The 22,716-nt window shown below is 51.2% G+C and carries 19 protein-coding genes and 1 tRNA gene; 11 read left to right on the top strand and 9 right to left on the bottom strand.

From position 1 onward, the window contains the following. Positions 1-13: 13 nt before the first annotated feature. Positions 14-1,945 (bottom strand): excinuclease ABC subunit UvrC, encoded by a 1,932-nt coding sequence (gene uvrC / locus QMG16_RS09335; RefSeq protein WP_281793709.1) that lies wholly within the window; start codon positions 1,943-1,945, stop codon positions 14-16. Between the two features lie 299 nt (positions 1,946-2,244). On the opposite strand from uvrC, the gene QMG16_RS09330 reads away from it, so the two are divergent. The 5 genes from QMG16_RS09330 (at position 2,245) to QMG16_RS09310 (ending at position 9,198) form a co-directional block, all read left to right on the top strand. Further along, positions 2,245-2,321 (top strand) — tRNA-Pro (locus QMG16_RS09330). Between the two features lie 177 nt (positions 2,322-2,498). After that, entirely contained in the window at positions 2,499-2,825 is a 327-nt protein-coding gene (locus QMG16_RS09325; RefSeq protein WP_281793707.1) for a type II toxin-antitoxin system HicB family antitoxin, read from the top strand. Positions 2,826-3,166: 341 nt separating this feature from the next. After that, a complete protein-coding gene (locus QMG16_RS09320; RefSeq protein WP_281793705.1) occupies positions 3,167-3,559 on the top strand; it encodes a hypothetical protein in 393 nt (130 codons plus the stop codon). A gap of 1,178 nt (positions 3,560-4,737) precedes the next feature. After that, complete coding sequence (locus QMG16_RS09315) at positions 4,738-7,551, top strand: molybdopterin-dependent oxidoreductase (RefSeq protein ID WP_281793704.1); 2,814 nt, start codon at positions 4,738-4,740, stop codon at positions 7,549-7,551. Between the two features lie 228 nt (positions 7,552-7,779). Then, positions 7,780-9,198: a hypothetical protein gene (locus QMG16_RS09310; protein WP_281793703.1), complete on the top strand. Its 1,419-nt coding sequence runs from the start codon at positions 7,780-7,782 to the stop codon at positions 9,196-9,198. Between the two features lie 64 nt (positions 9,199-9,262). On the opposite strand, the gene rnk is transcribed toward QMG16_RS09310, so the two are convergent. Beyond that, a complete protein-coding gene (gene rnk / locus QMG16_RS09305) occupies positions 9,263-9,685 on the bottom strand; it encodes a nucleoside diphosphate kinase regulator (protein ID WP_281793702.1) in 423 nt (140 codons plus the stop codon). Between the two features lie 1,270 nt (positions 9,686-10,955). Here rnk and QMG16_RS09300 point away from each other — a divergent pair. From QMG16_RS09300 to QMG16_RS09290, 3 genes are all read left to right on the top strand, one after another. After that, positions 10,956-11,651 (top strand): hypothetical protein, encoded by a 696-nt coding sequence (locus tag QMG16_RS09300; protein ID WP_281793701.1) that lies wholly within the window; start codon positions 10,956-10,958, stop codon positions 11,649-11,651. Between the two features lie 58 nt (positions 11,652-11,709). After that, positions 11,710-12,066: a ribosome assembly RNA-binding protein YhbY gene (gene yhbY, locus QMG16_RS09295; RefSeq protein ID WP_281793699.1), complete on the top strand. Its 357-nt coding sequence runs from the start codon at positions 11,710-11,712 to the stop codon at positions 12,064-12,066. A gap of 138 nt (positions 12,067-12,204) precedes the next feature. Next, positions 12,205-13,188 (top strand): KamA family radical SAM protein, encoded by a 984-nt coding sequence (locus QMG16_RS09290; RefSeq protein WP_281793697.1) that lies wholly within the window; start codon positions 12,205-12,207, stop codon positions 13,186-13,188. An 82-nt stretch (positions 13,189-13,270) separates the two neighbouring features. On the opposite strand, the gene QMG16_RS09285 is transcribed toward QMG16_RS09290, so the two are convergent. From QMG16_RS09285 to QMG16_RS09270, 4 genes are all read right to left on the bottom strand, one after another. Next, positions 13,271-13,846, bottom strand: coding sequence for a DedA family protein (locus QMG16_RS09285; protein WP_281793695.1), 576 nt, complete (start codon positions 13,844-13,846; stop codon positions 13,271-13,273). Positions 13,847-13,942: 96 nt separating this feature from the next. Then, a complete protein-coding gene (gene arfB / locus QMG16_RS09280) occupies positions 13,943-14,368 on the bottom strand; it encodes an alternative ribosome rescue aminoacyl-tRNA hydrolase ArfB (protein WP_281793693.1) in 426 nt (141 codons plus the stop codon). A 35-nt stretch (positions 14,369-14,403) separates the two neighbouring features. Next, on the bottom strand, positions 14,404-15,003 hold the full coding sequence (locus tag QMG16_RS09275; protein ID WP_281793691.1) for a nucleoside deaminase: 600 nt from the start codon (positions 15,001-15,003) through the stop codon (positions 14,404-14,406). 191 nt (positions 15,004-15,194) lie between these two features. Continuing rightward, entirely contained in the window at positions 15,195-15,980 is a 786-nt protein-coding gene (locus QMG16_RS09270; protein WP_281793690.1) for an enoyl-CoA hydratase, read from the bottom strand. A gap of 293 nt (positions 15,981-16,273) precedes the next feature. Between QMG16_RS09270 and QMG16_RS09265 the strand changes: the two genes are divergently transcribed. Then, positions 16,274-17,221 (top strand): DMT family transporter, encoded by a 948-nt coding sequence (locus QMG16_RS09265; RefSeq protein WP_281793689.1) that lies wholly within the window; start codon positions 16,274-16,276, stop codon positions 17,219-17,221. Between the two features lie 76 nt (positions 17,222-17,297). On the opposite strand, the gene QMG16_RS09260 is transcribed toward QMG16_RS09265, so the two are convergent. The 3 genes from QMG16_RS09260 to QMG16_RS09250 all read right to left on the bottom strand — a co-directional run bounded on the left by QMG16_RS09260 (position 17,298) and on the right by QMG16_RS09250 (position 19,259). Beyond that, positions 17,298-18,089, bottom strand: a complete 792-nt coding sequence (locus QMG16_RS09260) for an FRG domain-containing protein (RefSeq protein ID WP_281793688.1) — start codon at positions 18,087-18,089, stop codon at positions 17,298-17,300. A gap of 40 nt (positions 18,090-18,129) precedes the next feature. Continuing rightward, positions 18,130-18,585, bottom strand: a complete 456-nt coding sequence (locus tag QMG16_RS09255; RefSeq protein WP_281793687.1) for a LemA family protein — start codon at positions 18,583-18,585, stop codon at positions 18,130-18,132. A 371-nt stretch (positions 18,586-18,956) separates the two neighbouring features. Continuing rightward, positions 18,957-19,259: a hypothetical protein gene (locus QMG16_RS09250; protein WP_281793686.1), complete on the bottom strand. Its 303-nt coding sequence runs from the start codon at positions 19,257-19,259 to the stop codon at positions 18,957-18,959. Positions 19,260-19,954: 695 nt separating this feature from the next. Between QMG16_RS09250 and QMG16_RS09245 the strand changes: the two genes are divergently transcribed. Both QMG16_RS09245 and nspC read left to right on the top strand, forming a co-directional pair. Then, positions 19,955-21,133 (top strand): saccharopine dehydrogenase family protein, encoded by a 1,179-nt coding sequence (locus QMG16_RS09245; protein WP_281793685.1) that lies wholly within the window; start codon positions 19,955-19,957, stop codon positions 21,131-21,133. 167 nt (positions 21,134-21,300) lie between these two features. Next, positions 21,301-22,437 (top strand): carboxynorspermidine decarboxylase, encoded by a 1,137-nt coding sequence (gene nspC / locus QMG16_RS09240; protein ID WP_373878665.1) that lies wholly within the window; start codon positions 21,301-21,303, stop codon positions 22,435-22,437. Positions 22,438-22,716 lie beyond the last annotated feature (279 nt).

Here is a 22,716-nt window from a genome sequence, read left to right as displayed (position 1 = left end):
TTGTTTTTATTTTTCACGATGCGCCATCAGGCAGTTGATTCCCCAAAACCTCTTGGATCTTTTCGGCTATTGCCTCGGAAATTCCCGGAATCTTTTTGAGATCCTCCCTGGTCACGTTTTGAAGATTTTCCACACTTCCGAATTGCTGCAGCAGGAGTTGCCGTCGTTTGGAACCCACTCCTGGAATGGCGTCCAGGGCGGATGTCAGCAGTTCATGGCGATGAATCTGCTGATAGTTGGAGATGGCAAAGCGGTGCGATTCGTCTCTCAACCGCTGCAGCAGGTGGAGAATCTCTGGAAAACTGGACAGGATGCGCGGGTTTTTGCGCCCAGGAATATAGATCTTTTCGTAAAACCCCCGGCCTTTTTCACCCCGGTCCGCTTCTCTTTCCTTGGCGATGGAAATGAGGGGAAGCTGTTCAAGCATGCCAAGATCTTGCATGAGGCGGTGGATGCGGTTCAACTGTCCTTTGCCCCCGTCCAGAACCAGGAGATCCAGGCTTGCCGTAAGGTCGGGTTCTTCACGGAAGAGCCGTTCTACCACTTCAGCCATCATGGCCGGATCATCGGGTTCGTTCTTTCCTTCAACGCGGTAACTCCTGTAGGAGCTCTTGTCGGGTTGACCATGGTCGAACACGACGATAGCCCCTACCGCATGGCGCCCTTGAATATTGGAGATATCTACACAGGCCATGCGGAAAGGAATACGGGGAGTTTTGAGAACGCGCTGCATGCTTTCCAGCAGGCCTGCATTCCGCTGCTGCATGCGCCGGTGACTGATGAATCGCTCCCGGGCATTCTTTTCTGCCAGGTCCAGAAGTTGCCTGCGATCTCCGCGCTTGACCGGCCAGATGCGGACACGCTTTCCCCTGAGTTCGCTCAGCCATTCGCCAAGCACTTCTTCGGCTTCGATGGAGGCGGGAATCAGAATTTCGTCGGGGATGTAGCGTCCTTCCGCATAATACTGCTGGATGAAAGCCGTGAGAATTTCTTCCGGTTCTCCCTGGGGTTCCTTGATGTCGAAGTTTTTCTGACCGACAATGACTCCTTGGCGGACGAAGAGCACCGCCAGTTCCGTTCCATCTGTTTCCTGGTAGATTCCAATGACGTCCTGATTCATGAACCGGTCGGAAACGACGTTTTGTTTTTCGAGCATGGAATGAATGGATTGGAGACGGTCCCGGTAAAAGGCGGCCTGTTCGAACTGCAGCGCTTCCGCGGCCTGTTCCATCCGCTCCCGAAGCTTTTGCTGCAGCACATCTGTTTTCCCTTGCAGGAAAAGAACGACTTCATCGACCATTCTCCGGTAATCTTCCTGGGAGATTTTTCCGGCGCATGCCCCCAGGCAACGCCCCATGGCGTGATTCAGACACGGTCTCTCCCGTGGAACGAGATGCTTGCCCTTGCACTGACGGAGGGGAAACATCCGGTTGAGCAGTTTGAGCGTCTCCCGGACGGCATAGGATGACGGGTAGGGGCCGAAGTAAAGGGCTCCGTCCCGTTGAAGACGCCGGACGACTTCAATGCGGGGGAAAGGGTTGCGAAGATCGATGCGCAGGGCGGGGTAATTCTTATCGTCGCGAAGGATCACGTTGTATCGGGGGCGGTGTTTCTTGATGAGGCTCGATTCCAGGAGAAGCGCTTCCTTTTCCGTGGAAGTGATCACGTATTCCAGGTCTGAGGCCTTCGAGACCAGTACCCGTGTCTTGGCGCTCGTTGAACCCGCCTGTCGAAAGTAGCTGACCACGCGCTTTCTGAGGTCCCTGGCCTTGCCTACGTAGAGTACGGTCCCATCCGTATCCTTGAACAGATAAACCCCTGGCAGATGAGGAAAGACCGTCGTCTTCAGGGCCAAGGGATGGGGAGCCTCCTTCGCTGTTTCAGGCGAATCCTCATGAGAGGAGATGTTGATTTCCTGTGTGGGGGCAGATTCCTCTGAAACCATTTCAGTTCCTTTCAATGGGCAATATAGTCTTTTCAGCATATCTATTGTTTCTCTTCTTTCCCAGTAAATCAATATCTCGCTCAAATCACCAGCATTTCTCATTTTGGAAAGTGAACACGTCTCCCCCCTGCTTCCTCAAAAGGGGGATTGCCGTGGCAAAGTCCCTCTTTGAAAGGGGATTGAGGGGAATGTCGGCAATGACAGGATCATGAGAATTACCCAAAATGAGAATTGTCGATAAATTTTTAAAAAGAGTGGACAGACAAAACATTATTTGCTAAGAAATCCGTCTATTCGGTCGGGACGTGGCTCAGCCTGGTAGAGCGCTGCGTTCGGGACGCAGAGGGCGCTGGTTCGAATCCAGTCGTCCCGACCAAACGAAATCAATAAGTTAGCCCAATCTTGAAAGAGGTTGGGCTTTTGTTTTTGACTACTAGCTTCCGGTTCATTTCCCATTTATTTACAATGCGAAACCGAGTATTAAATGAAAAGAGCAAAATCAAAAATTGGAGAGCAAAATTATCCGCCACAACGGACATAATGGAGCGTCGAAATGGGATCAAGAATCAAAATGACCCTTGAGCTCCCCCTGCAGCTCAAGAAAAAGGAAAAATGGGTTGTCGCCTCATGTCCTGCTCTGGATATCATCTCCCAGGGAGCGACCGAAGATGAAGCCAAGCGCAATCTTGCTGAGGCCCTTCATCTCTTTTTTGAATCCTGTATCGATCGTGGCACCCTTGAGCAGGTGTTGAAAGAGTGCGGGTTTGAGGCTGTAACGCAAGATGTAGGAACCGAAACCGGCCCTGCTCCTGAAAGCATTAGCATTCCGCTCTACCTCCTCTCAAAGTTTGATGAGGGCAGAAATTGTCACCACGGATAACGCCAGTTCACTGGAAAACGTTGGAATGCATCTTCCTGAGGGGCTGGCTTCGTATTTGAAAGGCAAAGAGGCGATCATAGGTGCTACGTCAAGGAAGGTTGTTTACGTCCAGTAGTGATTCCCACATACAATGAAATTGACCCCGATATTATCCTTTCAAATATGAGGACAGCAAATCTTACTCGGGAAGACTATTTCAGGTATTTATCCGAGTGCAAGTAGAAACGATCTGATTAAAATTCATTAAGATATTAAAATAATTAAAATTATTATTTTCGTCCGGCCGAGTTTCATGTCGAAATTGCAGAAATAAGCGTTCTCCTTCCATCTGAAATTTCAAAATGCCTCAAGAATATTCCAGAGTTGGCGATAACCTGAGTGCACCAAAGGAGCTGAAATCATCAGATGAGGAAAGAGAATGCTCAGTCTTAGAAGAAAGAAAGTCGAAAAACGTTCCCCCGCTCAAAGCCTCCCCGCTTCGATTGCCTGGGCAGTCAATTCAGGAAGAGATTGATAAGATCTTCCACAAGGTTACTGAGATTGCCATCCTTTTGGGAATAGTAACGGTAATGAGCTTACTTGAATGGATGAGATATTTCCATAATTCACCTCCTCAGCCGGTATTGTTTTCGTTTATTGCACTTGCCTCCTGGAGTTATGGAATATGGAAGGTTGTCAAAATAAAAAGAAAAGTGTGGAATCTGAAGCAACCAGCCAGACCGGCAAACAGATAGATCCGCAGGTGTCGTATGGCGGAAGTTTTCGAACAAGGGTAGGATCCAGTCATGGCATGTAACGTGTGCAGGTAATAGACCATGAGCGTGCACCAACACAAAGACGGCCGATGGTTTTGCACCTTCTATGAGGAAGGGAAGAAAAAGTTTAAATATTTCGGGCGAGGCGACATTGCCGAACGTCGGGCCCGGCGGTTCGATGAGGAAACAAAGAGAGGAGCCGCGGCAGGAAAAACAGTTCAGCGTAATCATAGAACGTGACCGGGAAGGATACTACGTGGCATCGGTTCCTGCTTTACGGGGTTGCCGAAAATCTGGTTCAAATAGGGCTCAAAAGCAAGGATGTTCTTCATCAGCGGTGAGAGGTATCGGCCTCCATTGGGAGGAACTGGACGAGGACATTTCTGTCAAAGGTCTTTTGTTGGGAATTGGTGACAGAACCCAACCTGCCAGGAAGGCATCCTGACTCTTTCCAGTCCTTCCCTGGCTAAACATGTCGTTCCAGTAGACGGCGAAACCACGTAGTTCCCTTTCGCCCAGAGTCCCTTGGCACCGCTGCTGAGCTTTTTGGTGTGTGCCCGGCATGGCACAGAAATTACGAGGTGCAAGTCCTCGTGCCAGGACCGTCTCTATTATGATCATTGAATAAAACCGAAATTCGAACTTAAGAAAACGAACATGACAAGGGACTAATGGCCGGCCTCATAAGATTCCTTGGAAAACGCAGCAGCCCCTGGCTCGATGGATTGGCGAAGATCCCCCGAGTGAGCATCATAGCTTGACATTGTCAGATTTCATTTGAACCAAAGAGACACAGAGGGCACAGAGAGAGACTTTCAAATGAAATCATTGTGTTCTCCGTGTCTTTGTGGTTTATATGAAAAAAGGCCCATGGTTCATAGCTCATAGCTCATGATAACATCGTTTGTCAGTATCACTTCCAGCTTTCCCTATTGTCTTGTATCCCTTTGTATTTTTTTATTTTTCGTTGTGACCATTCCGGCCATGAAAGTTGCTGCAGGTTGATCCGGCGGATTCTATCCAGCTCAGGATTTGAGGTCCAAGGGTTCAAGTATGGAAAGAAAGCCCTGTGTCGGATCTCGGTCTTGCAGGTGATAGTGCAACCACTTTCGTGCTTCGGTGGGTAAGTTGGCTTCCAATATTCAAGGGAGGATTTCATGGATAGAAACTTGCAAATCGACCAAGCTGGCATTTACCGTTTCTTTTCGACAATTTTTCGGGACGAGCCATCCCTGGATATTGTGTCCTGCATTGGCTCGCCAATTTTCTTGGATCGTTTGAAATGGACCTACGAACTGGGGGGTATCCCGGCCTTGCGGGAAATGGCCGGGCGCTTTGCAGCCTTCGTCCAGGGTATGGCGCTGGAAAAGCTGCATACGGAGCTCCGTTACGAATATGCGGACCTTTTTCTGAACGCCGGAGCCAATCCCGTTTTTCCCTATGAATCCGTGCATCGTACCAAGACCCCGGTGGTCCAACAACAGGCGGTGTTCGATCTGCGCGAGCTGCTGCGCTCCCTGGACCTGCATGTCGATCCCGACTTTCGCGATCTGGAAGATCATGTGGCCGTCGAGTTCGAAGTTTGCGCGACTTTGTTGGAACAGGGCCGTCTTGACATGTACGAGGCCTTTTTCGCTGAAACCATCATGAGCTGGGGGCTCTTGTTCTGCGATCAGCTGACGGCTTGCGCCCAGAGCCCCTGGTACCGTGAGATGGGCCGCATGTGCCGGGCCTTTTTGGAATGCTGTCGTAACGTGTTGGAGGGATCGGCCCTGGTCAGCCCCGAAACCGCTGGAGAGCGTTGCCGCAGGATGGGCGACACCCTGCGCCAGTCCGGGTTTCCCTTTGCCGCGCCTCTGCTCCGGCAGGGTGCCAGGCCGGAGCTGCCGGAAAAGGAGGTTCCCACCCACTGCTACACCTGCGGCGCCCTGTGCGGCATGAAGGCCAAACTCAAGGATGGTATTTTAGTCGGTGTAGCCGGTTTGCCCGGAGATCCGAAAGGTGGCGGACGTCTGTGTCCCAAGGGCGCGGCCGCGCCCAATCATGTTTACAGCGCGTATCGTCTTAAAACCCCGCTCATTCGCGAGCACGGGCGTTTTCGCAAGGCCGGCTGGGACGAGGCCCTGGATCTGGTCGCAGCCAGGCTTTCCGCCGTTCCGGAGGGCAAGCTGGCCTATTTCCGCGGCAACGACTTTGCCAATTTTGTGCATGAGGCCTTTTTTGAGCACCTGGGCTGCCCCAAGGGCACGCACCGGACCATGTGCGACAATTCCAACCGCATGGCTACGGAGCATATCCTGAACGACAAGCGGCCCTGGATCAATTACGACGAGTCGGATTACATCATCCTTTTTGGCAACAATGAATTGGCTACGTCGTACGGCCAGCGCAAGACATCGGCTTTCAAGAAAGCCCTGAATCGCGGTGCGAAGCTTGTGGTTTTTGACCCGCGCAAGTCTGATACGGCGGCAAAGGCCACGGAATGGCTGCCCATCGTGCCGGGCACCGACGGGGCGGCGGCCATGGCCATGGCCTACGTGATCCTCAAAGAAGACCTGTATGACAAGGACTTCGTGCGAGACTGGACCGTTGGCTTCGACGAATTCCGCGCCCGCGTTTTGGGGCAGGAAGACGGCGTGGCGCGCACTCCCGAGTGGGCTGAGGCCATCTGCGGCATTCCCGCTGAAACACTGGCGCGGATCGCTCGTGAATTCGCAGCGGCGAAGGCCAAGGGAGTCCTGTCCTGGACCGGTCTGGCGCAGTGCCCCAACGGTCATTGGGCCACGGCGGCGATTCAGGCTTTGAACGGCCTGTGCGGGACCTTTGATGCTCCCGGTGGCCCCAGTCTACCGTTCAAGCGAAAATTGGGTTCGGCCTGGCGCGACGGTCAGAAAAAGCCGGAGAAAAAGAATGCGCCCAAGGTGGATTCCTTCCTGCTCTGGTCCGGATGGTCTCCAGCCAAGTTCGAGGATCATGTCCGGGAGGGTAAGATCAAAGCCCTGGTTTCGTATTGGGCCGATCCCGTGCTGACCTGGGGAAACAGTGCTTCGGTGGCTCGAGGCCTTACACAGCTGGACTTTTGCGTGACGATCGACGCCTTCATGTGCAATACCGCTCTGTACAGTGACGTGGTCCTCCCGGATTCGACCTGGTTGGAGCAGGCCCAAGTCAAGCCGGACTGGCTCTATGAAGCCTTTTTGAGCTATTTTGCCGAAGTAGTGCCGCCTATGTACGATTCCCGGCCCATGTACAAAATCGTTCAGGGGCTGGCCGAGCGTATGGGGGTGGCCGATGCGGTGCCTTGGAAAAATATGGACGAGGCCTTTGCCAACCAGATGCGTGATCTGCCCTGGAGCTACGAAGAACTGCGGGAGAAGGGCTTCATCATAACAGACCAGGCTGAATATCACAAATACAGGAAGTGGGGTTCGATCAATCCGCCGGAAGGGTACGGCAGTTCGGGCAAGAGCAAGACCGGCAAGTTCAATTTTCTCAATCCCGTCAGCCAGGAAAAAGGCGTGGACCCATTGCCCGACCACAAGCCCGTGGACGAGCAGTTGCTTCCGGATGCAGAGTATCCCTTCCTCTTTGGCAACATCCGGATTCTACAACACGAGCATTGTTCCACCTTCAACAACTACCAGCTCATGAAACTGAGAAAGACCAATTCGGTGCTCATCAATTCTGCTGACGCCGCCAGCCGGGACATCGTCTCGGGAGACACGGTACGTCTGGTTTCACCCTGGGGCAGCGTGCTCATCAAGGCTGAGGTCACGGATGACATCCGACCCGGTGTGCTGGCAGCAGCGGGTGGGTACGGGCACGTGCGCGGCCTGGAAGGCGATCCCAAGTACCCGGATTTCGGGGGGGTGAACGTGCCTGGGGCATTGATGCCGCCCAACTGCACCGAACCGACAGGGGGGACGCCGCTGCTAAAGTACATCAAGACCCGCCTGGAGCGAGTCGGATAGCCTTATCTCCTCGGTGGGGAACTCGGGCCGAGCGACTTGGGAATTGTACCTGGGCCGCCCGGCTTTTTTTTAGATTACAGGTCGGCTTGTCCTGCGAGAAATCATCCAGTCGTCGCCCTGGCAACCGGCCTCGTAAAGCGTAAAACATTGAAATTATAGTTTTTATTTTCTGTTTCTTGCTTAGAAAATAGACCTGGGGTTGTCATGGAATACAGAAGAGTATCACCAATGGGTGTGGCAGTGATCCTGTCGGTATCGTTCTTGTTGTTCACGGCAGGCTTGATGATGGCTTCAGCCGCATTCGCCTCCGGTGAGCAGACCATGGCTCAGGAGGGCCCTTGTGCGGGGCTGGTGCGCCCCAGGGACTTCGTGTATCTGGGGGCATTCAGGCTTCCCGGCGGCGACATTCGCCCCAAGACTTTCATGTACGGGGGGAGCGCCATGACGTTCAATCCTGACGGCGATCCTTCAGGACCAGCCGACGGCTTTCCAGGCTCGTTGTTCATAATGGGCCACGACAGGCTCCCGTATGGCGAGCTGCCAAATGGAAACCAGGTAGCGGAAATCAGTATTCCAGTGCCTGTGGTTTCAAAGAATCTGGGAGGCCTCAATCGAGCGGGCTTCCTGCAACGGTTTCAAAATGTCACGCGAGGGCGGTTCAAGGGCATGGACGAACTCCCGCGTGTGGGCATGCAGTACCTGAACACCAGAGCAACCGGCCCAAAGATCCATATCGGCTGGGGGCAGCACCTGGAGCCTGACACGTCACCCGCTACCCACGCATGGTTCGATCCGAACCTGAGGGAACCGAATTTCCAGGGAACCTGGTTTATCGGCAACAGGTCGTTTTACAGTGTCAACGGTTACATGCTCGATATTCCATCCACCTGGGCGAAAAAACATACAGGAGGACGGGTCCTTGGAACAGGGCGTTTCAGGGATGGGGGCTGGTCGGGTATGGGACCGGCCCTTTTTGCCTACCGGCCCTGGTCAGGAAGCCACGGTACACCTGCGGCCCCGGGAGCGCATCTGAAAGAAAAAGTGCTGCTGCTCTATGAAAACTCAATGAACACCTCCAAAATCAGGAACTGCCTCAAAGGCTATCAGCATCCTGACGAATGGGAGGGTGCCGCCTGGATAACGACCAGTACCGGCAAGTCTGCGGTCCTCTTTGCCGGCACCAAGTCAGTGGGAACGAAGTACTGGTATGGGTTCGTCAATCCGGCAGGCCCCAATCTGCCCTGCGTTGCCGAGGACTTGGTCGGTCAGTTTGATGTCTGCCGAATGGCGGATGGTACGCCCTGCCCCAAGGCAGATCTCACGGAATGCAAAGGGCACAATGATTATCGGGGCTGGTGGACCACCCGATTCGAGGCGCGGTTCATCCTCTATGATCCGGCCGGCCTCGCGCGGGTTGCAGCAGGTGAAATCAAGTCCTGGAAACCCCAGCCCTATGCGTCGGTGGGCATAGACAGGCATCTTTTCCTCAATCCCGAAGGAGTCGAACCGGCTATGCTGGGCACAGGGGTTCAGCGAAGATACCGGATAGGGGATATCGCATACGACCGGGCCAACGATTTGCTTTACGTTCTTGAGCTCTTCGCGGATTCGGCCAAACCGGTCGTGCACGTGTGGCGAGTGCGTTGAGCGCGATGAAACCGGTATGCGCTGTAACAGGGATTGTCCGTTCGCCGCTCTTCCGGGCAGGCTCCTAAAGATGGAAGTCCCCTGCCGCCTCGGGCTGATAAATGATTTCTTCGATCTTTAATTGTCTTAAGCCTGCCGGGACTTCCCATTCAACAACGTCTCCCGCTCTGAAACCGATGAGCGCCGTGCCGATCGGTGCCAGGATGGATATCCTGTTGTTCTTTGCATCGGCATCCCCAGGGAAAACCAGGTGATAAATTGTTTCATTGCCTGAGTTCAAATCTTTAACCCGGATTTTCGAGTTCATGGTTACCACATCAGGGTGGATGCTTTTGGAGGGCACCACCTTTGCCCGTCTGAGCTCATCTCCGAGCTGAACCAAGTGGTCTTGATCTCGAACATTATCCTCTTCTTCAAGCAGTTCAAGGAGTTTCTCTAACCGCTTCATGTCGGATTCGGTCATATAGATGGCTTTTCTTTGCTTCATGGCGTTCGTCTCCTATCGTTTCTTTTTATTATGAAATGGCGGGCCGGGTTTCGCGTCCGACCAGGACCATTTTCGACCGGCAAGGCTCACCCTCACGGCGGGTTTTCCCTGGCGGACCTCGATTTATTGCAGGAAATTTTTTTCTCCCCGGGGGCTCGGTGGGGTAGCGGATGTTGGGTAGACAAAAAAAAGAGACTTCCAACACTCTTCTCGAATGTCGAAAGTCTCGCTCAGCAACAACTCATTTATGGCTAGGCTTGTAAAAAAACCTTTCCGAGCTCCCTCTATTTCTTCAATCCATCCAATTCCGACCTAGTATAGACAGTATTTCGTACATGTCAACCCCGCCTTGTCTTTAGAAGGCAACCATAAATTTTAAATAACCTACGGTCAGGTACTTAGAGCCTATCCAAAAACCCCCTGTGGACTTTGCGACACCCCCCTTGGTCCCCCCTCGAGGGGGGAATTGAAGGGGGGTGTCCGCTGCCGAGGAATGTTTTCGGATAGGCTCTTAATCGGTGGGGGGGACGTGGAGAGTCAGGCGGGGGTAATGGCCTGACTCTCCAGTAGGGAGGTGAGATACAAGGAGGAAAGACTCTCTTTCCGGCTTTATGGATAACGCATTATTGTGAAAAAAATGTGAAGAAATTGTGTGGAAGTCTTGAAGACGTCTTCTGATATTCAATAGAGAGTAAAGAGCCAGGCAAGGGGCGTTTACCTGACTCTTTACTTGAGGAGGAAAGAGCTACTTTCCATTTGCATTATAACCCTCAAGTCAAGAGGTTTGTAACTCGACAATGTCCGATTTCATCTAACCACGGAGACACGGAAATTTCATTTGATGGTCTTTCTCCATGCCTTCCGTGTCTCTGTGGTTAATGTGACAATGTAGCACTACCCAGCCGGAATTTAGTGTCAGACTGAAATCTATTCTCCCAGCAATTTTCATTTGGAAAATTTACATCTCCAGCCTCCCTCGAGCGGGGAGTCTTGTAGAAGGCTCCCTTTTGACAGGGGATGGTTGTCGAAAATGGCATTATCGTGAGAGATATCCAAATTGAGAATGGCTGCGTTTCCGCATTGCATGTTTCGAATAATAGATTATCATGCCCCGACTCTCCTCCATGAAAACGTTTCACAGATATGCATAATATACCGATGAAATGGGCAGGATGAGGAATCGACACCCATTGGGGTTGAATACGCCCGAATGGGAGATATCGGTGGTGTATGAATCCTGTCTGTCAAATGGAGGGGGAGGGGAATTGTTATGTTGAAAACATTAAAGTTGTTTTTGCTGTTGGCGGTTGTTTCGTTGCTTGCATCTTGTGCCACGGTCAAGGGACATGTCCATGATGCGGATTTCAGCGCCGAGAATTTGCCCCTTAGAGAAGTTAGAGTCCTTGTCGCCACGGATGGAAGTCATGGAAGGGATCAAATCGATCAGCTGATCTGGGAGTGTTCAAGAGTTTTCGACGAGCAGGTGGGAATAAGGTTCGTTCCCATCGAATATATCTCCATCCAATGGGAGAAGCGCGATCCCACTTCCATGCTTGAAAAACTCTTTAACGCGGCTGAGGGGCATGAGTTCGATCTGGCCATCGGTTTCACGCGATGGAACGTCGGAGAGGGTTTGATGAGGAACTTGATGGGGGCATGGGAAGGGTGTATTGATGATACATACAGGCGGTATATCATTGTGAAGCATCTGGATAGGCGCACTTTACTGCATGAAGTGGGTCACGCATTTATTTTTTCGACCCAACACAGCACCGCCGGCTTGATGATGCCGGTCTCCTTTCAGTTGCTGCCTTTCATTCCCGTGAAATTAGAAAGCCTGTATTTTACACAAGAGGATCGAAGGGAAGTGTTGAAGAACAAATGGCGTGATTTTTCCGAAATCCCCGTGATCGCCGCTAGAGAGCATACTCTCGCTCCCGGCAGGCGCACTGGAGAGGACAGGTAGGTTGGAATTCCGCCCTGAGACTTGATTTTCCTTCATTCCATTGGTGGGGGAGGAAAGTATGTCTGATCTCAAGTCGAAGGGCGGTAAAATCCGACCAATAGAGGACATTCATATGGAAAATCTCAGTAGTTTTCAGCGACAATATCTCAAAGGGCTGGCTCATCACCTGAAACCCGTGGTGCAGATTGGGAAGAATGGGCTGACGGATCAGTTATTCGATGCCGTAGATATCGCTCTCAATGCTCACGAACTCATCAAAATCAAGTTCCTTGATTTCCAGGAGCAAAAGAAAGAGCTTTCCCAGGAAATCGCAGAGAGGCTGAACTGCGAAAGGGTAGCATTGGTGGGGAACATCGCCATCCTTTACCGGCAGCACCCGGACCTGGCCAAACGCAAGATTTCCCTTCCCGCCTGAAAGGGGGCGAGTAGAGAGCTTAAGCTATAAGTATTTTTAATTTAAATGAATTATAGATTTTTGTGAATAGAAGGAATGATGACTTCGCCGGATATCTTAACAAAATATAGCGCAGGAGCTCAAGACGAGCTTCGGCGCGTGACGGAATGTTTCCCTTTCAGAATCAGTTCCTACTACAGAAATCTGATCCGATTTTCTGGAGATCCCATCTGGCGGCAGGCTGTTCCCGACCTCAGAGAGTTGGAAGACCTGGAAGGACTGGAAGACCCTCTGGCCGAAGAGGCTCTCTCCCCCGTGCCGAACCTTGTACATCGTTATCCCAATCGAGTCCTCTGGCTGATCTCTCATGAATGCGCCATGTACTGTCGTTTCTGTACCAGGAAGAGAAGGTGGGAAAAACCTCTTCCGTTTACCGATGAACATTTCAAGGGAGCACTGGACTATATCGGCGGCAACAGGAATGTGAAGGACGTGCTCCTCTCCGGTGGAGACCCGCTCCTGCTCCCTTTGTCCCGGCTGGAAAATATCCTGGCAGCGCTGAGGAAGATTCCTCATGTGGAAATCATTCGTATCGGGTCACGGATTCCCTGCGTGGATCCTGGGAGGATAACGCCCGAATTGGCGGCCATGCTCTCCAGGTATCACCCTCTCTTTATGAACCTTCATTTCAATCATCCATGGGAAATCACGCCGCAATCCCGCAAAGCATGCACACTCCTGGCTGATGCGGGAATCCCTCTGGGCAGTCAAACAGTGCTCCTGCGGGACGTCAACGATCAGCCTGAAGTTCTTGGCGAGTTGTTCCAACAGCTTCTCTCATTGAGGGTCCGTCCTTATTATCTGCTCCAAATGGATCTGACTCGAGGGACCTCCCATTTTCGAACCCCCGTGGCCACCGGCCTCAAAATAATTCACGCCCTGCGCAACCGTATTTCAGGTCTGGCCATGCCTCATTTCGTTATCGATCTTCCCGGAGGGCAGGGGAAAATACCTCTTTCTCCCAATTACGTTCAGGAAATCAACCGGAGTTTCATAGTGTTCAAGGATTATAGAGGGGAACGCTGCGAGTATCCGCTTCTCGAAGGGGAAGAAGGAGAGTTGCGCCGATGGCTTGTGGCATGATGGGGCGATCGTTGATCGCCCCCGCCTCATTCCGACCCTCTACGCAGAGATGTCTGGAAGTCCCCATTTTTTTACGAATCCGTTATGTCTTATGCTGGTTGTTTTGCGACTTTCCGGTTTTGGTGTGGTAGATCAAGAGTATTCCACCAGCCAGGGCAATTCCCAGTGCTATCCACCATTCGTATCTTTTCATGTCTGCCAGGAAAGACTCGAGAACCTGCCCGAAGATGTAGCCGCCCGTTCCTATGACAATGGCCCAGAGCATTGCGCCAATGCCGTTCAGAAAGATGAATGCGGCTCGGGTAAAGCCGCTCATGCCGATGACAAAAGGTGTGATGGTACGAAATCCATACACGAACCTGAAGCCGAGCACCAGGGGAATCCTGTGGCGTTCTAAAATAGTTCGAACTTTATTGACGTTTGACTGCCACCCTTTTTTTCTTTGAAGAATACCAATTTTTCCCATGCGCCCCAGGTGGAAAAAAAGCTGATCGCCCGCAAAAGATCCCAAGAAGGACATAAGGATAACCATCGGAAGGCTCAGATACCCTCGATGGGCCAGGAATCCTGCAATGACGACAATAGTTTCTCCCTCAAGGAAGGTGCCGACAAAAATGGCGGGGTAACCATAAGTGGTTAAAAGAGCCTCCAGGAACATTTTATTCTCCAGCAACGTATTTTGACGCTCTTGTGTCCGATACCGCAATCACCGCCGACGATACAACCGTTTTCTCTCACTTCGTGATGCAGTCGATCATTCGTCAGCTTTGGAAACCGGTTTGCGCATGCGTTTGGTTGCACCCCTCTGCCGTTTCTCCTCGAGCCTGCGTTTTTTTGCTGCCGGTTTCGGAGTGGTCCTGCGGCGGGGCTTGGGTTTTTCCATCGCCCGGCGTACGAGTTCGATGAGCCGCACGAGGGCGTCTTCCCGATTTCCTTCCTGGGTGCGAAATCGTCTGGCGGTGATGATCAATACTCCGTCTTTTGTCATCCGGCTTCCCGCCAGGCGAATCAGCCGCTCTCGGACTTCCGGCGGAAGAGAGGGGGAGTTCAAAACGTCAAAGCGAAGCTGCACCGCTGTGGCGACCTTGTTGACATTTTGGCCTCCCGGACCTGATGCAAGAATGAAATCTTCATGGATTTCGTTTTCATCGATGCTGATGGTATCAGTGACCTGAATCATACTGTGCCTTCGTTTTGGGATGATGGAACCGAAGATCATGGGGTGCAAAGGATCTGCTGCTGGCGACTGTTGTAGATGATACCCCCCGTTTCAAAGTATTGCCGAAGGACTGCGCGCGCTTCCAGGCGGCAGACATTTCGTTCGACGGAAATGTTCCGTTTTGCCAGGGCCCCTATCCAATCGGGTACTTTCTCCCCTTCGTCAAATCCTATGCTGCGTGCGTCTTCATCTCTTGCACCGCATACAAGCCTGCGGATTCCCGACCAGGGTATGGCTCCAAGGCACATGGCGCAGGGTTCGGTGCTCACCACCATTTCACACGGCGGCATCCCTTCTCCTGCCAAATCATAGCATTGTGTCACCTGCTGCGCGATCATGAGGGCCACGATCTCCGCATGAAGCACGCAGCAATTGAAGCAGACGACCAGGTTGACTCCCGGAGCAATCAACTTGTGGGTATCCAGATCGAAGATTCCCGCGCCAAAAGGACCTCCCGTTCCATGCACAAAATTGAGTCGTGAAAGTTCGATGACAAGGCGCATGCGGTCTTCAACGGTGGGATAGACTTTGTCGGGATCGGGAAGGAACACGTCGATCCAGTCGGGCAATTGGAGAATGAAATGGGGATAAGGCATTGAATTCGCTTTCATCGCTCTATTGGACGAGGAGCTTTTTCCCAGACCTGCAGCCCCGCATCAGTCTTTCATAATCGTTCCGGCAGGACATGACCCCATTTTCCCTTATGGGACAACGTCACGCTGCAGTTGCTGTCGGACAATTGTCTACGTGTTTTGCAGGAGTGTTCACCGGTTGCAGAGAACGGTTTTCAGTTGAACTGAGAAAAATCCGGTTTTCTGCGTTCAAAGAAGGCATTGAATGCCTCCACTGCTTCGGGGGAACCAAGCCTTTCGATGATGTACTGGAATTCCTCGGATATGATTCGCTGGATCGCTGCCTTGTCCTCCTTCTTGAGCAAGGCTTTGGTGAGGAGCACGGACGCAAATGGCTTGGCGGCGAGCTTATTCGCCTGGGCGGAAGCGAATTCCAGCACTTCCGCATCGGGAAGAACGCTGTTTACCAATCCGATTTCCCTCGCTTTTTCCGCAGAAAAAAGCTCTCCCAGGAGCAGGACCTCGGCTGCACGCTGATAGCCCGCCAATCGAGGCAGCAGCAAACTGGAAGCGGCTTCGGGATTGAGGCCGAGGTTTACGAAGGGCATCATGAAGCGGGCGTTTGAACCGGCGTAGACCAGGTCGCAGTGAAGGAGCATGGTCGTACCTATCCCCACGGCGGGGCCATTTACGGCAGCGACGATGGGCTTTTCAGCCTGGCTGATCGCCTGAATAAACTGAAAGACGGGACTCGATTCGTCTTTGGGTGGAGATTCCAGGAAATCTTTCAGATCGTTTCCGCTGGAAAAACAGTCTTCAGTTCCGTGCAGCAGGAAGACACGCACCGATGTGTCGGCTTCCCCCTGACGGATCGATTGAGCCAGGGCCGCATACATCTCGATGGTGAGAGCGTTTTTCTTTTCCGGGCGATTGATGGCAATGCGCAAAACGCCCGATTGGGATTTCGTAACGAGGATGAGATGACTTTCCGAGTTCGACATTTTCCTTCTCCTGGAATAGGGGTCAAAAGACTCTGCAATCTGTCTCATGAGCAGCCGGGAAAACATTCCCTTTTTCATATCTCACATGGGTTGTTATGCAATGGGAATAGATTAAAATAGACCCTGAAGCAAGGAAAACGTAGCTTCCATAGCCTTTGCGGGAATGGAGGAAGGTCCTTGCCCCATCCCGGGGGTCATTTTGTTATTCTCTTTCCATGACAGGAATGCTATCAAAACAGGTTCAATTTCACCTCTCTTATTGGAATGATGATAGGATAACAGGAGTGCCGACTTTGATACGAACGCGATCGGAATGGATTTCAATCTTGAGCCTCATGCTGGCGATGGTCTTGTGGGCTAGTTCTTTTATCGCTTTGAAACTGGCTTTTCAGACCTATGATCCCATGGTGGTTATCTTCGGACGAATGAGTGTTGCGAGCGTTTTTTTTCTCTTTTTCGTCAAGAACTGCCAGGGAAGCGTCTACCGAAAGGGCGATTTCAAATACCTGCTGTTCATGGCTGTTTGCGAACCGTGCCTCTATTTCATTTTCGAAGCCAGGGCCATTGAAAACACAACGGCCTCACAGGCGGGTATGATCACTGCCATGCTGCCTCTCATGGTTGCCGTGGGAGCCCACCTCTTTTTGAAGGAACGGGTCACGAAGCAGACGATCGCCGGCTTTGTACTGGCTATCCTCGGTGCCTGTTGGTTGAGTATGGGATCTTCTCCATCTCACGATGCACCCAACCCTCTGTTTGGAAATTTTTGTGAATTCATGGCCATGGTTTTCGCCACGGGATATACGATCACGCTCAAACGCTTGACGGCTCGCTACAATCCATTGTTTCTCACAGCTTTTCAGGCTGTGACGGGCACTCTATTTTTTCTGCCCTTCTTGTTTTTCGGTCCAACCACTCTGCCGACGCGGTTTGAATGGGTTCCTTCCCTGGCCATTGTCTACCTTGGTGTTTTCATTACTTTTGGTGCCTATGGGCTCTACAATTACGGTGTCAGCCGAATTCCTGCGAGTCAGGCATCCTCCTTCGTGAACCTCATCCCTGTATTCACCATTGTCATGGGATGGCTTGTACTGGGTGAGCGATTCACCGCATCGCAATATCTCGCTTCCGGACTGGTGTTTGTGGGAGTTTTCATCAGCCAGGAAAGAAAACGGTCCACAGAGGTTTCCGTCGATGCGGAACCCAAAGCCTGTTGCAGCGCGGCCAAGATGATGCCATGAAAGGCACTCCCTGAGGGGAGTCGCGAGGTGCCTGAAGCCCACGCAAGATTTCTCTGCAATATGCGACTGGGGAAACTCATGCCGGTACTTTTGGACTGTAGTGCCTCTTCAGCCAGTGGCTGAGACCGTCCAGGCCGGGAAACAAAACTCTTTCCGTAATATTTGCCTGATCCAGTTTGTCGCGGATTTCCCATTTCAGTTCAGCGGGAATGATAATCTTTACCCAGAGCTCCGGGTGATTTTCCAACCATTCATCCATGGCCTTGGTGCTGTCGGACATGACGGAACAAAAAGCGAACTGGTTGATGATTCGGTCATCGATGGAAGGGGGTTCAAAGAAGAGCGTGAAATGGTCGCTGGTCAGCTTTGCCAGTTCTTCCAGGGATTTGACGGACTCGGAAAGCATTTCCACCGTAAACACGTTTGCTCCCTCCTGTTCAAGCTTGTATCTCAACTTATCGGGAAGCAACTGGTGTGTCTTGACATAGTTGACGGCCCAAATGGCTCCGTCCAGGTTAAACTTTTCGATGTTGGCCGTTGCGAAATGCATGGCGATAAAAGGAGAATAGGTCCAATCGAGGAGCCTGGTTGGAAGACCGTAATGCTGTGCCACGGAAAGCCAGTGCCAGATGGAGTCCCCTTTCACCACGTTGCGGTGGGCGTATTTTTTGAAATTCCTGAGCAGGTGTCTTTCCAGATCTGCGTAATTGCCTCCGAGACGGATCAGGGTTGTCTCGAGGTGGTAATGCGCATCGGATAGACCGCGGAAGGCATAACGGGAGCGGAAACGGCCCAGTTCGCTGTTCCATGAATCCGCAAAGAGCTGACTTTGCAGTTCGTTCCAGGTGGAAATACGTACCTCATTCATTCCTAAGATTCACCGGCCTTTCCTTTGTTCAGGGAATCCTTCAGCGAGCTGTCTTTTTCTCTTCATGCGCCGGATTGAGCTCGAAAGAGTCTGCCTTTTCGAACCTGAAGCGCGAAGCAATGATGCTGGCGGGAAAGGATGAAATGGTCGCATTGTAGTCGCGGACAACAGCATTATAATATTCCCCGGCAGAATCGATCTCCCTTTCAATTTCTTTCAATTGAGCCAGGATTTGAGCGAAATCCCCATTTGTCTTGAGATTGGGGCAGCTTTCCACCACGGCCAGAATGTTTTTCAAAGCGTCCTGAAAACGATTTTCCGGGTCCCTTTTTTGCCCGGGGGATGAGGCTTTTTTAGCCGAAGAAAGGGTTTCCACGAGTCTTGCCGACAAGGCATTCTCCGGAGTGGAGCATTCCCTTACTCCATTAGCAATACGGGATGCCAGGTCATAACGTTTTTCGAGTTGAGCATCGACATTCACCCATGAAGAGTCCAAGGAGTTTCTCAATCTAACAAGCCTCTTGTAAATGGATGACGCCGAGAGGGCAAGGCCCAGGAACAAACCGATTATTGCAAATAAGCTTGTCATGGTTTTTGAAAAGTCCGAACGAGGTATGAATGGATTTGAGACATAACTTCCCTTTCTCTAAGAAACTATCTCAAGACGGTCCGGATAGCCTTGATCGTCATTGCGGTGAAAACCGGAAACCAGGCATTCCCGAGAAAACTGGACCCTGGCTTCCGCCAGGATGACGCTGTGAGCGAATTTTGAGATAAATTCTAAATCGCATGAGGTCGGGTATGATGCCCCGTCAGAAGCTTTGAACCTTTGAGAAGTTGAGAAAATAGCTTGAATGTTCTTATTTTTCAAGATTTCCCAGCACGCAGCTTGATTCGCAGATCGATGAAATCAACGAGGTGCCGAGTCAGTTCCCGTTCTTCTGCCGGCAAGGAGTTCAGTTCATCAGGAGTAATTTGTGCACATTTCGATTTGAGACGCGTTTCAACGATAAGAGCGAGGTTATCCCCCATCAGGCTGATATGCTGATCGCGTTTGGTGGAATATGTTTTCTGAGTCATCAAATCCTTTTTTACGGCAATCAACTCGATATAATCATCGATTCCAGAGGCCAAACTTTCGATCATCGCTTTCAGACTTTCGCCATTCATGTTCGCATTCTCCCGTTCTTTGGTGTTTCCATGAATTGTTGTGGTTCAACCGGCACACCAGGAGACTCGGGCGGCATCTTCAGAGGGTTTCTGGAAAAAAACAAAACCTTTCGAGAGGATACCCGTCTCAGTTTTGTCGTCAGATCGGAACAGATCTGTCAGGAAAAAGGCAGCCGGAGCGGATTTCCTGGTGTGTTGCGACCATAATAGTTTGTTTTTCAATAAAGAACAGTGACAGGTCAACTCGCGCTTGCCGAAAACTTATAAAGAGCATAAGCATGGTGCTTTGCAAGAACTTCTTTTTCAATGTACTTGCCGGAAAAAGGTCTGACCTCCATGATCCTTTCCTGACGCCTCTTATCGGAATGAATGCGGGGCGGGAGGAAGAGAAGGTGCGTATCTCTGATCCTGCAACTTGTTGAACCATTATGGATTCTTTCGCTCGTGAGTTCAAGGGGTGAATACTGTGAATGCTTTTTCTTTTTTCTGAAAGGGCATGATGGGAAAATATCGGATGTCCAAATAAAAAGGAAAGGCTCTTTTTTTCCCATATCACATTGACTTGGCCTATGGATGTTTTTATAATTCCGCGCTTTTGGATAAAGAAGAAGTATGTCTTTAACGATTGGATATTACAACTTTTATTGAATATTTGATGTTGTCGAAAACTAGACGGTGCAACAAAGGAGTCCGCAGTGAGCAAGGTTCTGATCATTGGCGCCGGAGGCGTAGGAGGAGTAGTTACCCACAAGTGCGCTCAGGTTCCCGAAGTGTTTTCCGAGATTGTTCTGGCAAGCCGTACCTTGGAAAAATGTGAAAAGATCAAAAGTCAGATTTCACGGCCTATTGAGACGGCACAGGTGGATGCCGACAACACTGCTGAACTGGTGCAGCTCATTCGCAAAGTTGCACCGGATCTTATCATCAATGTCGCATTGCCTTATCAGGATCTCAGTATCATGGACGCATGCCTGGAAACAGGTGTGGATTACATGGATACCGCAAACTACGAACCGCGCGATGAAGCCAAGTTTTGCTACAAGTGGCAGTGGGACTATCATGACCGCTTCAAGGAAAAGGGGCTTATGGCACTGCTGGGTTGTGGGTTCGACCCCGGGGTGACCAATATTTTCTGTGCCCATGCCTTGAAGAACCATTTCGATGAAATCCACACGGTCGATATCATGGATTGCAATGCCGGAGAGCATGGTCATCCCTTTGCCACCAATTTCAATCCCGAAATCAATATCCGTGAAGTGTCCGCACGGGGCAAATACTATGAAAACGGCCGGTGGATCGAGACGGACCCCCTCTCCATACACAGGACCTTTGACTTTCCGGAAATCGGGCCGCGAGAAATGTATCTCATGTATCATGAAGAGATGGAGTCCCTGGTAAAGAACATTCCCGGCATCAAGCGCATGCGGTTTTGGATGACTTTTTCCCAGGAATATCTGACGCATCTGCGTGTACTCGAAAATGTGGGAATGACCCGTATCGATCCCGTACAGTTCCAGGGCTGTGAAATCGTTCCTCTGCAGTTTTTGAAAGCCTTGCTGCCCGAACCTTCTTCTCTGGCTCAAAATTACAAAGGCAAGACCAATATCGGCTGTATGATTGAAGGCCTCAAAAACGGAAAGCCCAGGAAATACTATATCTACAACGTTTGCGACCACGCCGAATGCTACAGGGAGATCCAGGCGCAGGCCATATCCTATACCACGGGGGTTCCTGCCATGATAGGCGCCATGATGATGCTCACCCATACCTGGCGAGGCAAAGGGGTCTTCAATGTCGAGGAATTCGATCCGACTCCTTTCATGGAAAAACTGGGACAGTATGGGTTGCCCTGGACCGAAAAATTCCTGGATTGATCCTATTCAAAGCCCCCTTTTCCTATGATGATATTCGGACGTGACTGTGTCTCGTTGTTGTCCCTGCAGGGCCTGGTGCAGAGGGGCAACATTGAGCGTCACGCCCGTTGCGTTTCATGCTGGAAAACCCGAGCTTGCGCATATCGAATGTCAACAGAAAAAAGAATATGAAAATGGATATAAGAGATATTCCCACCCCCTGTTATGTTGTGGATGAAGGCGCTCTGGAGAGGAATCTCAGAGTCCTCGATTCCGTGCAACGGAGGTCCGGCTGCAAGATCATCATGGCCCTCAAGGGGTTTGCCATGTTCAGTGTTTTTCCTCTGATCCGGGAATACCTGCATGGGGTTACCGCCAGTTCTCTGGATGAAGCACGCCTGGGGTTTGAAGAATTTGGCAGGGAAGTCCATGTCTTTGCGCCGGCCTACAAGGATTCGGAATTTGAGGAACTGCTTCGCTACTCAAATCACATCGTTTTCAATTCCTTTTCCCAGTGGAGCCGGTTCAAACCCCTGATTTCCGCCACTGACACAAAAATTTCCTGTGGCATTCGCGTCAATCCAGAACACTCCGAGGTGAAGGTACCCATTTACGATCCGTGTGGGCCTTTTTCTCGCCTGGGAGTGACACTTGCTCATTTTGAGGAAGAAAATCTTGAAGGGATATCCGGGTTGCATTTCCATAATCTCTGTGAACTGAATGCCGATTCCCTGGCCCGCACTTTGTCCGTCTTTGAAGAAAAGTTCGGAAAATTCCTGGAAGGGATGCAATGGGTGAATTTTGGAGGAGGGCATCATATCACGCGGAAAGATTATGATGTGGATCTGCTGTGTGAACTCATTGTTGATTTTAAGAAACGCTATCCCGTTGAAATTTATTTGGAACCAGGTGAGGCAATAGCCCTTCACACGGGTGTGCTGGTCGCGTCGGTGCTGGATATCGTTCACAATGAAATGGATATTGCCATTCTGGACACTTCGGCTGCCGCACATATGCCGGATGTGCTGGAAATGCCGTACCGGCCTGAAATTGACGGAGCCGGAAAGGCCGGCGAATTTCCTCATACCTACCGTTTGGGCGGAATGACCTGTCTTGCGGGGGATATCATTGGGGACTATTCCTTCCCTGAACCGCTCTCTATCGGCTCAAAAATCGTACTTATGGACATGGCCCATTACACCATGGTGAAAAACAATACTTTCAACGGCGTGCGGCTCCCATCCATCGCCGTAAGGGATCGCCAGGAAAACATTCGCATCGTCCGCCGGTTTGGTTATGAGGACTACCGAAACCGGCTCTCGTGAACCCGCTGATTCCCGCGGAATAGCTTCGGGCAATAGAAGATTGGGGAATATTGTTCCGGATGTTCGAGGATCTCGATCCCTCTTCTGAAAAAGCCTGGGATTTCTGAGTGATTGTGTTGTTTTCGTGAAGGCTTTCCCCTATCAGATGCATTTTTTAAAAGAGTGAAAAAAGATCCTTGACAAGCAGCAAGGAAATCTGTAGAAAGGCACCTTCGCTTCGGGAGATCAACAGAAAACGGGGCGAAGGGAAAGTAAAAAAAGATTAAAAAGATCCTTGAC

It is taken from the genome of Desulforhabdus amnigena (genome assembly GCF_027925305.1).
In the GTDB taxonomy this organism is placed as follows: domain Bacteria; phylum Desulfobacterota; class Syntrophobacteria; order Syntrophobacterales; family Syntrophobacteraceae; genus Desulforhabdus; species Desulforhabdus amnigena.
The sequence above is the reverse complement of the archived record's forward strand: the minus strand, read 5'-3'. Positions and strand labels throughout refer to the sequence as shown.